Raw genomic sequence first — 12,971 nt, 5'->3', positions numbered from 1 at the left:
ATTCATCCTTTTTAAATAAGTGATTATTCATGTAACAAATTTGCTGCATCTTGTATCAAGACCCTATAAAAATAGGGGATTACAGTTGTTTATGATGCACAGCCTGTGCCAACTTTTGCATAAATTTATGCCATTTTTATAGAAATGGCACGCTTTTCGCTTTTCAGTAGAGGAAATAAATCAAATACCTGAAGGAGAAATAGATGGAGATTACAATTATTGGTGCAGGCATGGGGGGGGTGACCACAGGAATTGCACTAAAAAAGTTTGGACATCAAGTCACCATCTATGAACAAGCGGAACAAATTTTACCGATGGGGGCAGCCATTTCATTATGGTCAAATGGTGTAAAGTGCTTAAATTATTTAGGTTTAACTGAACAAGTGTCAAAACTTGGTGGGCAGATGGATCATTTGGCCTATGTCGATGGTTTAACAGGCGATGTGATGACCCAATTTAGCCTTTATCCATTGATTGAAGAAGTTGGGCAACGTCCTTATCCTGTGTCCCGTGCCGAATTACAAAATATGCTCATGGATGAATTTGGGCGTGAAGACATTCATTTGGGTAAAAAAATGGTAGCGCTACAGGATCATGGCGATGTCGTCACAGTACAATTTGCCGATGGTACGAAAATTAACACGCAGCTTTTGGTCGGTGCTGATGGTACACATTCCATTACCCGTGCCTATGTGTTAGGTGAACAAGTCGAGCGCCGTTACGCAGGTTATGTTAATTGGAATGGTTTAGTGGATATTTCGGATACACTTGCACCTGCAGATCAATGGACAACTTTCGTCGGTGAAGGCAAACGTGCATCACTTATGCCTGTGGCAGATGGGCGCTTTTATTTCTTCTTTGATGTGCCTTTACCTGTAGGTTTGAGTAATGACCGTAGTCAGTATCAAAGTTTATTAAAAGATTATTTTGCAGGATGGTGTCCACAAGTCCAAAATCTAATTGAGTGTATTGATGTACAAAAAACCAATCGTGTTGAAATCCATGATATCGAACCTTTTGCTGATTTTTATAAAGGACGGGTAGTGATGGTTGGTGATGCTGCCCACAGTACCACGCCTGATATTGGTCAGGGCGGATGTCAAGCGATGGAAGATGCAATTTATTTAGCACGTGCCTTGCAAATTAACACTTTAAGTGTGCAAGACTCGCTCAAACGTTATCAAAATAAACGCAATGAACGTGCTAATGAACTGGTGTTACGTGCTCGTAAACGTTGTGATGTCACACATATGAAAGATGAAGCTGTGACACAGGCATGGTATGAAGATTTACGTCAGGAACAAGGGCCGCATATTATGCGTGGTATTATTAGTAATATTGTTGGAAATCCACTCGATTAATCGTTCATTAAAATAGACAGGAAATAATTGCTGAATGTGTTTATCGCTTGCAATTATTTTCCTTGTGTGAAAAGAGGTAATTTAAAAAGCGGATTTAACTTAAATTACCTTATGAAATTTAAATCATATTTGTAAATAATAAACTGCCAATAAAGATATCTTTGCGTAGACTCGAAAAACGCTTAATTAACTTTTTTGTGATCAACTTACTGATTTAAATAAATTTTAATGCTAGATCTTTGCATCTTCTTAATAGAAACTGTTCTTTGTAAAAAGGTGCTTTGCATTGTACAAAAGCACCTTAAATATGATACTAAAAATGATATTTGACTAAAGCACTGACATTGTTTTCATCTTTGCTTTTAATACCATATTTGTTGTTCCAGACTGAATGCTCGATACCAAGGTATAAGCGAGTATCGGGTGAAATATGCTTGCCTGCGTTCCATTTCCATTGTGTTGTCCAGTTCATTTCACTAGCATGATCATCTTCCGCCGTAGACCAATCTAAAAAGCCATCAATCAGAAAATCTTCGGACGCAAAACTGAGCGGTAGGCCGTAGGTTAAGGTCATTTGATAATCATCATTAATATTGTCATTATTAGCACGGTATAGATTTACATTAAAATAACGAAAATAGGGCACAGTCAAGTCCAAGCCTATACCATATAGATAATTATTCATGTCATCACCACCTTCCCAAGTGGTTGAAAAAGAAATATCTTTTACAGGACCAAATGCGATTTTTTGTCCTGATACTGCACTAAGGCTTAAACGTGGCGAAACTTCAAAATAGGTATTTTTACCATTCACATCATTATCAGTACGGTCAGCGAAAGCAAAAAAATCACCATATTTTAATTTAGCTGCATATTCAAAAGTTACAGTTGATTGCTTATCTTCACGAGCGATTAATTGATAATCTTTGCCATATAATCCTGTGACGCTAAAGTCTTGCCAAAGTGGGGCAGCGTGTGTACTCAGTGTGATCGCACTAAGTGCAGTAAGCGTAAAAATAGGGATTAATTTCATTTCAAGCATCCAAAAAGCATAAAAAAACAGTCATATTAAATAATGCAAAAATAAAGCCAACTTTTTGTTTTTGAATAATTTTTAATTATTATTTAAAATAAAAAAATCCCGCTTATGCGGGAAATTGTTTTTTTGCTTTTTAACGCTTATGCTGATTTGTTTTTATCATGATCATGGCTATTGAAGCTTAGATGTTTAATGATGCGAGTTCATCACAGACTTATTAACCACTAAACTGTCTTTTTTATTTTTAAAAAAGTTGAGATGATTAAACAAAATGTTCAGTAAAATTGCCATTAAACAAGTCGAGCTAATACCAGAATGAAATAAAGTTTGTACCCACTTTGGAAAATTTGCATAAAAAGAGTGATCAATAATTGGAATCATTCCTGCTGCAATGGCAGTTGCGACAATAATTAGATTTTTTTGTTCGTTATAATCAATTTTAGCCAACGTACGAATACCACTCGCTGCCACTGTACCGAATAAAACCAAACCCGCACCACCTAAAACAGGTACAGGAATTGCGGCAATTAAACGCCCCATAATCGGTAATAAGCCGAGAATGACCAAAATAATGCCACCCGCAGCCACCACAAAACGGCTCTTAATACCTGTAATCGCTACTAAACCGACATTTTGTGCAAAGGCACTTTGCATAAATGACCCAAAAATCGGTGCAACAGCACTAGAGAACATATCCGCACGTAGACCATCAGCAATGCGCTTTGAATCCACTTTAGTCTCGACGATTTCACCTACTGCTAAAATATCAGCCGTAGTCTCAGTCATAATCACTAAGGTCACAATGAGCATGGATAGAATAGCAGTGATTTCAAAGGTCGGCATACCAAAAGCAAATAGACTTGGGATTTGTACCCATGCGCCTTGTGAAACTTGACTAAAATTACCAAAGTCTAATAGATAGGCACAAATAGTACCTAAAACAATTGACAGTAAAATGGATAAACGACGAATACCTGCATGACGTGATAGATTTAATATAATTACAATACCTAGAGTGAGTAGGGCAAGGCTGATATTTTCTACACTGCCCCATTCAGGTGCTTTGCTGTTGCCACCCATCATCCAGCGTACAGCTACAGGCAATAATGATAGCCCAATAATAGTAATAACGCAGCCTGTAACCACAGGTGGGAAAAAGCGTACAATTTTAGAAAAATACGGCGCAAGGAAAAAACCAATCAGCGAGGCAACAATCACGGCACCATATACCGCAGATAAGCCACCGCCTGTGGTCACAATCGCCACCATGGTTGCAACGCCTGCAAAAGAAACGCCTTGTACCAGTGGTAATTTTGCCCCGATGTATTTAACGCCAACGGTTTGTAAAATGGTGGCAAGTCCACCGACAAATAGAGCTGCTGCAATCAGTAAACCAATTTGTGCGGCAGATAAACCTGCTGCTGTACCTACAATTAAAGGTGGGGCAATAATGCCACCGTACATGGTTAAAACGTGTTGTAAACCATAAGCGGCACTTTTCCCTGCGCCCAAATATTCATGTTCAGGTGATATTTTTTCATGTTCTGACATTGTATTCCCCTGTTGAATCTAAACGATAAAAGACTGATTTATAAATGATTGGCTTAGCTACCACGATAAGTTGAGTAGGCAAAAGGACTGATCAATAATGGAATGTGATAATGTTGGCTGATGTCGTGTACCTGAAAATGAATCACGGCTTTAGGAAAAAATGTAGCGGTATTTTTGTCTTGAAAATAAGCCCCAACATCAAATTCAAGCGCATAGACACCTGCGGTTAAATCCATCACATCAAATGCAGAAACACGACCATCTGCATTGGTATAGGCTTCAGCAAGGTAATTTTGCTCGGCATATAATTTCACTTTGACATTGGCAGCAGGCTTGCCCAAATGGGTATCAAGAATATGGGTACTGATCATGCTTGAATCTCCTGAGCAAGACGAAGTTGTGCGATTTCCAAAAGTTGTTGATGTACAATGCGTTTTTCACTGTCAAAGTCATTGCTTAGACGATAATTAAGAGCCGTGAGAATTTCTTCGCTATTTAAACCAGAAGCTTTAATTAAAAAGATGAAACCGAATTTTTTTTCATAGCTAACATTGCCTTGAAAAAGTGCTTGTTGAGTCGCCGAGTCTTGCATGACTGCTGCTTGTTCACGGTCAGAGAACCTCTGTTCTTTTGTAGAGAGTTCTGCTTGTGCTTTTTTTTCACCAATACGAGGGTGTGTATTCAGGGCAGCGAGAATTTCATCCCATGTCCATGTGGTGGCATGTCGATGTGCACTTTGTAACAGTATTTCTTTCGATGCAAAGGGGCGCTGTTGTAAAATGTCATGAGCCCAACGTTCGATATGTACACAATGTTTGAGTAGTGTATTGACCTCGCCATTTTGGCTCTGATTAAATTCCGAAAGTCGCATTATGCATACCTAAAGCTATTCAAAAAATCTTAGAGTTTAATCTGCAATAACGATGCCAAATTTGAATAAGTTATTAAATTAAGAGTATAAAAATAAAAAAAGAGTGTATTTAAAGCACTCTTTTTGATCATAAATGTTAAATTATACTATGTGATTTTTATACCAATATTCGGCAATATCTGCACGGCGACAAATCCAGACTTTTTCTTTAGATTGCACATAATCTAAAAAGCGTTGTAGTGCTTTAAAGCGCCCTGGGCGCCCTAAAATACGACAGTGCATACCTATAGATAACATTTTAGATGCAGTTTCGCCTTCTGCATATAAAACATCAAAAGCATCTTTTAAATATTGATAAAATTGTTCACCACTATTAAAACCGCCTGGGGAACAAAATTTCATATCATTACTTTCAAGCGTATATGGAATAATTAAATGTGGTCGAGTAATACCTGATTCTGAGGTGAGTTTTGTCCAAAAGGGCAAGTCATCGCCATAATAATCGCAGTCATATTTAATTTGTGGAAATTCGGCAAGTAGTTGGCGTGTACGTGGACTATCACGTCCTGTGTACCAACCAATTGGGGTTTTATTGAATAATGCTTCAAGCACACTAATTGCTTGATCCATATGTTGGCGTTCGGTGGTAAGGTCAACATGTTGATAATGCAACCAGCGTTGCCCATGTGACACAACATCATAATTGGCTTGACGAATAGCATCGACAATATAAGGGTTACGCACTAGTGCCATTCCCACGCCAAAAACTGTCATCGGTAAACCACGTTTTTGAAATTCGTCATGAATACGCCAAAATCCTGCGCGAGTGCCATATTCATACATCGAATCCATTGACATATGGCGTTCAGGAAAACTAGCTGCACCAATAATATCGGATAGAAATTGTTCAGAACCTGCATCGCCATGTTCGACGTGATTTTCGCCACCTTCTTCATAATTCAGGACAAACTGGACAGCGATGCGTGCCTGATTCGGCCACTGTACCACTGGGGGACGCCCATGATAGCCAATTAAATCTCGTGAATAAGGGGCATCCTGAATAGCATCAATCAGGGTTTGACCGCGTAAATAAGCCGTTGTCACCGTGTATATCCTTGTGGTTAGGTCTGCTAGATATGATGAGGAGTAATTTTATCTGAGTAATATCAAGCTTTAAAATAGACTCACTGATCAAAAGAAAAAGTAATTGTTATTTTAAAGCAATAATTATACCAATTTTTGGATAGGTGCATATAAAGGTGGATGTAGGATGTTAAGAATATTTTGAAATGAGAATAATGATTATCATAGGTAAATATTGACCAAAGAATAGTATGCTATACAATTTAAAAATGAAAAAATCCCTGAAGCTGTACGTGTTTGGGGAAATATTTGATTAAAATAAAATTATTGTTAATAAAATGGTTTGAGCCAATGCAAACCATTTTTGACTTAAAACGAGTGATTAAGCAATGGTTTTAATCACTCGTTGATCCATTAAATGTTGTTGAGCAATAAAAGAGGTTTCTGTATTTTCAGGTTTTAAAGCAGTCCATTGAGCATGAGCATCGAGTTCCCAAGCGCGGACATTGTCTTTTAAATAGTTGAGTAAACCATCATCAATAATTTGTTTACGTAGTTTTTTATCCTCAATCGGGAAACAGGTTTCGACACGGGAGAATAAATTACGCCCCATCCAATCTGCACTACCACAATATAATTTTGCATCGTCATTATTTTGGAAATAATAGACACGAGTATGTTCAAGAAACCGTCCAACGATCGAACGTACCATGATATTTTCCGATAAACCTTTTACTTGTGGACGCAAACAGCAGATTGAACGAATGATTAAATCCACTTTTACGCCTGCTTGTGAAGCCTTATAAAGGGCTGCGATGAGTTTTGGTTCAGTTAAAGCATTGACTTTAATAATAATACGTGCGGGTAAACCTGCTTGAGCATGCTTTATTTCTTGTTCAATCAAATTTAAAAGTTGTGCATGTAAGGTAAATGGTGCATGAAATAATTTTTGTGATTTTGCCATACGTCCCATACCCGTGAGTTCTTGGAAAATCTTATGCACATCTTCACAAATATCAGCATCTGTCGTCATTAAACCATAATCGGTGTACATTTTAGCATTACCTGCATGGTAATTTCCTGTCCCTAAATGTACATAACGTTTTAATTTATCAGCTTCACGGCGTACCACTAAAATCATTTTGGCATGGGTTTTATAACCAACAATACCATACACCACAACTGCACCCGCTTCTTGCAAAATATTGGCGACAGTAATATTGGATTCTTCATCAAAACGAGCACGTAGCTCAATGATCGCCGTGACTTCTTTACCATTGCGTGCGGCTTCTGCTAAGACTTGCACAATTTCGGAGTCTGGACCACTGCGGTATAAAGTCTGTTTAATCGCCAATACATTAGGATCTTTGGCTGCTTCTTTTAAGAGATTAATGACAGGTGCAAAAGAATCAAAGGGATGATGTAGTAAAATGTCGCGCTTACTCAACACCTCAAAAATCTGTGGAGCACTACGTAAAGCTTTTGGAATCACAGCTTGATAAGGCTTAAAACGTAATTCAGGAATATCGAAGTTAGTGACCAAACGCGCTAAATTGACAGGACCATCAACTTTATATAAGTGCATTGGGTCAAGATCGAACTGCTCAAGCAAATAATGACTGATATCATTTGGGCAATTTTTAGTGACTTCTAAACGGACTGCACGACCAAAACGGCGAGAAGATAATTCATCTTTTAATGCTACAGCCAAATCATCTACATCTTCTGCCAATGTCAAATCAGCATTACGTGTGACACGAAATTGATAACAGCCAGTTGCCACCATACCTGGGAACAAATCACTGATATGTTGTTGAATAATCGCAGACAATAAAATGTAATGTTCTTCACCACCAGTGAGTTCAGTGGGTAATTTGACTAAACGAGGCAATGAGCGAGGGGCAGGGACAATCGCAAGTTCAATTTGACGACCAAATGCATCTTTACCCTCAAGGGTAACAATAAAATTTAGACTTTTATTGACCAGTCTTGGAAATGGATGTGCAGGGTCAAGGCTGATCGGAGTCACGACAGGTTGTACTTGTTTAAAGAAATAATCTTTAATCCACGCCTTATGTTTTTCTAAAATATCTGCAAACTGAATGTAGCGAACGCCAAAACCTTGTAACTGCGGCAATAGATCATAATTTAAAATTTTATATTGTTCTTCCAAGGCTTGATGGGCGATATCAGAAATTTGTTGAATAATCACTTCATTGGGGATGCCATCAGGCGAAGTGGTAATACTGTTCATGTCCAATTGCTTAATTAAACCTGCCACGCGAATTTCAAAAAACTCATCTAAATTACGTGAAAAAATAATCAGGAAATTTAAGCGCTCAAGTAGGGGATGATTTTCATCTTTGGCTTGCGCTAAGACACGTTTATGAAATTCTAAAAGTGAGATTTCACGATTAATATAAGTTTCTGAACTATGTTGAAAATTTTCTAAAGTGGGCATGATCTGCGTCATTTTTTTCAATGTCTAGGTGAGCTTGCTTGGCATACTAAGATTAATATATGACAGTTATGTTACATTGATCAATATAAAAAATTATTTTATTATTCGTGTGAAAATCATACAGGTATGATATGGAAAATACCTGTATGATAAGGAAAAATGTAATAAAATATGATCAAGAAAATGATCGTATATAGCTAAATTAGAAACGATGGTTTAATTGTAAGCCAACAGTATGTGCTGTGTTTTGATATTCTGCTGAATAGCTTGTAGCTGCTTTTTCTTGATGCACACGTGCGGTGTTTTCAAAGATATACATATAACCTGCATCAACAGAGGTATTGGTTGTAGCATTGTAGGTTGCACCCACACTGACTAAATGACGATTACCTAAAGGTAAACGTACAGTACGATGTGCTGTATCTACAGGGGTTTGGTCATATGCATAGCCTGCACGTAATTTCCATTGTGGATTGAGAGTATATTCAGCACCAACATTGAACATCCAGTTATCTTTAAACTTTAATACTTCATCATGCTGACCACCCAATTGTGCATTCACCATTTGCTTAATGCCTGCAATTTCTTGTGGGCTGAGTTTGCCTGATGTTGCCATTTGCCCTAATAATCCAGCCAATTGGCTATTTTGTGCTAATAGTAAATCTGCACTAAAACCTGTTTCAGGACTTAAAGTTCCCAAACGGCTCCAACGAGTCCATGTTGCGCTTGCTAATAGGTTTAAATCAGGTGTCGCTTGATAAGACACAGAAAACTCAGCACTTTCAGGCGTTGTCACTTTGAGAGATGCATCATGTGATGTCATATTTAAGTGATTTAACGTAGGCAATTTTGATAGATCAATTCCCTTTTGACTCAGCAATGCCGCAGCTTGAGGATTTGCCAATAACGCTAAAGGGTTTAAATCTTTGATATAAGCAGTATCTTTGAGTTTAAATTCAACTTTAGAGTGGTAAGTTAAGCCTACATGGGTTTTATCCGTTGGATGTAGTAATAAACCAAGATTGTAGCCACCTGAGAAATCTTCACCTTTAAGACCTGTACGATCACTTATACCTGTCAAACTTTGGTTAATTTCACCATCCATGCGGTTAATGCTTGCACCAACACCAACAGACAGTTTTGGATTTATTTCATAAGCAACAGTGGGTTGCAAAGTGATGACTTTAACTTTGGTTTTGTCACCAAAAACAGAACCTTGAAAGCTAGATTCATAATTACTTGAGATCCCATAAGGGACATATAACCCAATCCCTGCAGATAAACCATTTACCAAATGATTTAAAGGCACAGATGCATAGCTTGAACCTAAAACAACTTCTGGGACAAAGTCACCGTCATTGGTTCCATTTTGTGCTAAGCCTGAACCTTGTGAATGTTTAATATCTGAATATGCTTTCACAAAAGTTACATTTTGACTGACTTCTGCACGTTCTAATTGAGTGATTCCAGCAGGGTTACCATAAATGATCGATGCATCTTGTACATGCGCCCCACGTCCTGCATAGGCTGTGCCCATTGCAGAAATACTTTGTTCATTTACACCATAACCTTGTGCAAATGTAGGGGTGACTGAACCTGCACTGATCAACGCAATGGCGACAGTGATGAATTTAGGTTGCATACGCATGTGGTTTTTCATCCAAGAATTATCATTAACAAATGAGTAAATAATACAAAAACAGATTAATTACTCTAAAAACAGCAGGCGTTGTAACATAATGAAATATATTGGACAATTCTCATAAAATAACCAAAATTGATGATTTATTCTTAAAGTTAAATAAAATAAAAATGAATCAATAACTTATGTGTAATTATTTACATGAATAATAGTTTTTTATTTGGTTAAAAAATGGTGAAGTAATTGTTCTAAAATTAATGTATTTTTATAATAAATTTTACATTTATATAGCAACAAAAAGTCTTAGATTAGTGTCTTAGGTATTTAGCTTTAAAGTACTATTGGTCTTAAATTACACATTTTATAAACTATATATAAATTAGAGGGGTTGCTAAATTTTCTGAATTGGCAAAAGCAAATGCTTAGAATTCAAAATTAGAATAAATGTAATATTATGAATTATATGATGATTTATTTTTCAGGCAATAAAATATTGTAATGATATTTGAGTAAAAGCCAGTCTACGATATATAAACTGGCTTTGATTCTAAAATAATATTTTAAATCAACATTATTTTAAGAAACGCTGATAACCTAAGTTATTGGTAATTTCCTGATATGGATAAGTGATCGTTTCCAATGTTTCAACCAAACCATCTGGATTTTGCTGAGCATCTTCTGCATCTAAACCCACTAATACACGACCTTCCGCAGCACCGTGGTTACGGTAGTGAAACAGGGTAATGTTATGTGTTGGTCCTAGACGCTCCAAGAAAGTCAGTAATGCACCTGGACGCTCAGGGAATTCGACACGGAATAGACGTTCATTTTCAATGTCTGCATGACCGCCAATCAAATAACGAATATGGAGTTTAGCCACTTCATCATCAGATAAATCATCTACGTCATAATGCATTTTTAGCGCTTCATAAATGTCATGACGTTCTTTGTCACCTGATTTTAAGCTAATACCGACAAAAACTTGTGCCGCAGAAGAACTGCTCGCACGGTAGTTAAATTCAGTGATGTTACGACCTTGTAAGGCACGACAGAAGTTGAGGAATGAACCTTTTTCTTCTGGAATGGTCACGGCAAAAATCGCTTCTTTACGTTCACCAAGTTCGGTACGTTCTGCGATATAACGTAAACGGTCAAAGTTCATGTTGGCACCACAAACAATCGACACCATATTTTTATTTTCTAAACCATGTTCAGCAACGTATTTTTTAATCCCTGCCAAAGCCATTGCACCCGATGGTTCAACGATGCTACGACATTCGTCATAAGTATCTTTGATTGCTGCACAGATTTCATCAGTATTCACAAGTACAACATCACGTTCAACGATTGGACCTGAGTTATCTGATTTTTGTAATTGAATGACTTCAAATGGTTTTTCACCAATTTGTGCAACAGCTGTACCATCGGCAAATAAGCCAACAGTGGGTAAAATCACACGTTCATTTTGCTCAAAAGCGGCTTTTAAACATGCTGATTCATCATATTCCACAGGAATGACTTTGACATGCGGTGCAACATCGCCTAAATACGCGGCTACACCTGCGATTAAACCACCACCACCAACAGCAACGAATACATAATCGACATCACGCCATTGACGTAAAATTTCATTGGCAATCGTCCCTTGACCTGCCATGACCAATTCATCGTCATAGGGTGGAATGAAAGTCATACCTTCGTCAGCAGCACATTGGATCGCGTATTTATTGGCAACATCAAAAGAATCGCCGTGTAGAACAACTTGACCACCCAAACGTTTTACGGCTTGAACTTTAATATCAGGCGTCGTCTTTGGCATCACAATAATGGCGGTAATACCCAACTTTTGACCAGATAGTGCCACGCCTTGTGCATGGTTACCCGCAGAAGCAGTAATAACGCCACGTTCCAACTGAGATTTCGGTAATTGACTGATACGGTTATAGGCACCGCGCAGTTTGAAGGAAAAGACAGGTTGCAAGTCTTCGCGTTTGAAGCGAATGTTGTTGTTTAGTTTTTCACTAATTCGTGGCGCTGCTTCGAGTGGGGTTTCGATCGCAACGTCATAGACCGTTGCCTGTAATATTTGTCGAACCAAACGAGACAGCATGTTAATTTTCCATATAACAGTTTAAAATGAGCATTGATTGTAACAAACCCCTGCGCATTTGCGATTTAAAATTATGCGAAATGTGCAGAAATTTGAAAATTTATTGAGAGATGTCATGAGTCTTTATGCTACCCAAGATGAGAAAAAACAAGCAGCAGCCAAAGCTGCTTTAAAACACTTACCAAAAGGGGGCATTTTAGGGGTCGGTACAGGCAGTACTGTAAACTTCCTCATTGAGCTTTTACCTGAGCTACAACTTGAAGCTGCGGTGGCAAGTTCTGAAGCAACTGCACAACGTTTGAAAAAATTGGGTATTGAAGTGGTTGATATGAACCATGTAGGCGGTTTAGATGCTTATGTCGATGGCGCAGATGAAATTGATCGTCACATGCACATGATCAAAGGCGGTGGTGCTGCCTTAACACGTGAAAAGATTGTGGCTTCAATTGCAAAAAAATTCGTTTGTATCGTGGATGACTCTAAATGGGTTGAGCAACTTGGTCGTGAATTTCCACTTCCTGTCGAAGTGATTCCAATGGCACGTTCTGCTGTAGCGCGTAAAATCGTATCACTCGGTGGTGATCCTGTTTACCGTGAAGGTGTTGTAACGGATAACGGCAACGTAATCTTGGATGTATTCAATTTAAATATTTTGAATGCATTAGAGTTAGAAAAGACCTTGAATGATATTCCGGGTGTAGTATGTAACGGTATTTTCGCGATTAATAAAGCGGATATTGCTGTTGTTGCGACTGACAATGGTATTGAAGAGCGTACTGCGGTTTAATATGTTGAAAGTTCCTTCTCCCTTTGGGAGAAGGCTAGGATGAGGGCAAAGAAACTCTCCTACCCT

10 protein-coding genes are annotated in these 12,971 nt (G+C 38.0%); 2 read left to right on the top strand and 8 right to left on the bottom strand.

The features are described from left to right. Window positions 1-203: 203 nt before the first annotated feature. Complete coding sequence (gene hpxO / locus AVJ19_RS14870; protein WP_111860447.1) at window positions 204-1,361, top strand: FAD-dependent urate hydroxylase HpxO; 1,158 nt, start codon at window positions 204-206, stop codon at window positions 1,359-1,361. 313 nt (window positions 1,362-1,674) lie between these two features. Here hpxO and AVJ19_RS14865 read toward each other — a convergent pair whose 3' ends face one another. The 8 genes from AVJ19_RS14865 to ilvA form a co-directional block, all read right to left on the bottom strand. Next, window positions 1,675-2,394 carry an outer membrane protein OmpK gene (locus AVJ19_RS14865; RefSeq protein ID WP_111860446.1) on the bottom strand — a complete coding sequence of 240 codons (720 nt, stop codon included), beginning with the start codon at window positions 2,392-2,394 and terminating at the stop codon, window positions 1,675-1,677. Between the two features lie 195 nt (window positions 2,395-2,589). After that, window positions 2,590-3,951, bottom strand: a complete 1,362-nt coding sequence (locus AVJ19_RS14860) for a nucleobase:cation symporter-2 family protein (protein WP_111860445.1) — start codon at window positions 3,949-3,951, stop codon at window positions 2,590-2,592. A gap of 53 nt (window positions 3,952-4,004) precedes the next feature. Then, window positions 4,005-4,322: a hydroxyisourate hydrolase gene (gene uraH, locus AVJ19_RS14855; protein ID WP_111860444.1), complete on the bottom strand. Its 318-nt coding sequence runs from the start codon at window positions 4,320-4,322 to the stop codon at window positions 4,005-4,007. Then, a complete protein-coding gene (gene uraD, locus AVJ19_RS14850) occupies window positions 4,319-4,822 on the bottom strand; it encodes a 2-oxo-4-hydroxy-4-carboxy-5-ureidoimidazoline decarboxylase (protein ID WP_111860443.1) in 504 nt (167 codons plus the stop codon). The genes uraH and uraD overlap by 4 nt, the downstream gene beginning before the upstream one ends. 141 nt (window positions 4,823-4,963) lie before the next feature. After that, on the bottom strand, window positions 4,964-5,926 hold the full coding sequence (gene puuE, locus AVJ19_RS14845) for an allantoinase PuuE (RefSeq protein WP_111860442.1): 963 nt from the start codon (window positions 5,924-5,926) through the stop codon (window positions 4,964-4,966). 361 nt (window positions 5,927-6,287) lie between these two features. Continuing rightward, entirely contained in the window at window positions 6,288-8,378 is a 2,091-nt protein-coding gene (gene ppk1 / locus AVJ19_RS14840; RefSeq protein WP_111860441.1) for a polyphosphate kinase 1, read from the bottom strand. A 190-nt stretch (window positions 8,379-8,568) separates the two neighbouring features. Further along, a complete protein-coding gene (locus tag AVJ19_RS14835; RefSeq protein ID WP_162626624.1) occupies window positions 8,569-10,014 on the bottom strand; it encodes an OmpP1/FadL family transporter in 1,446 nt (481 codons plus the stop codon). 565 nt (window positions 10,015-10,579) lie between these two features. Next, entirely contained in the window at window positions 10,580-12,118 is a 1,539-nt protein-coding gene (gene ilvA / locus AVJ19_RS14830; protein WP_111860439.1) for a threonine ammonia-lyase, biosynthetic, read from the bottom strand. Window positions 12,119-12,233: 115 nt separating this feature from the next. On the opposite strand from ilvA, the gene rpiA reads away from it, so the two are divergent. Further along, entirely contained in the window at window positions 12,234-12,905 is a 672-nt protein-coding gene (gene rpiA / locus AVJ19_RS14825) for a ribose-5-phosphate isomerase RpiA (protein ID WP_087553036.1), read from the top strand. The last annotated feature ends 66 nt before the right edge of the window (window positions 12,906-12,971 follow it).

This window comes from Acinetobacter sp. CFCC 10889, assembly GCF_003268395.1.
Classification (GTDB): domain Bacteria; phylum Pseudomonadota; class Gammaproteobacteria; order Pseudomonadales; family Moraxellaceae; genus Acinetobacter.
The sequence above is the reverse complement of the archived record's forward strand: the minus strand, read 5'-3'. Positions and strand labels throughout refer to the sequence as shown.

Bases quoted from the DNA above. Each gene is read 5' to 3' on its own strand.
- hpxO (WP_111860447.1), top strand. From the start codon at position 204: ATGGAGATTACAATTATTGGTGCAGGCATGGGGGGGGTGACCACAGGA.
- AVJ19_RS14865 (WP_111860446.1), bottom strand. From the start codon at position 2,394: ATGAAATTAATCCCTATTTTTACGCTTACTGCACTTAGTGCGATCACA.
- AVJ19_RS14860 (WP_111860445.1), bottom strand. From the start codon at position 3,951: ATGTCAGAACATGAAAAAATATCACCTGAACATGAATATTTGGGCGCA.
- uraH (WP_111860444.1), bottom strand. From the start codon at position 4,322: ATGATCAGTACCCATATTCTTGATACCCATTTGGGCAAGCCTGCTGCC.
- uraD (WP_111860443.1), bottom strand. From the start codon at position 4,822: ATGCGACTTTCGGAATTTAATCAGAGCCAAAATGGCGAGGTCAATACA.
- ppk1 (WP_111860441.1), bottom strand. From the start codon at position 8,378: ATGACGCAGATCATGCCCACTTTAGAAAATTTTCAACATAGTTCAGAA.
- AVJ19_RS14835 (WP_162626624.1), bottom strand. From the start codon at position 10,014: ATGCGTATGCAACCTAAATTCATCACTGTCGCCATTGCGTTGATCAGT.
- ilvA (WP_111860439.1), bottom strand. From the start codon at position 12,118: ATGCTGTCTCGTTTGGTTCGACAAATATTACAGGCAACGGTCTATGAC.
- rpiA (WP_087553036.1), top strand. From the start codon at position 12,234: ATGAGTCTTTATGCTACCCAAGATGAGAAAAAACAAGCAGCAGCCAAA.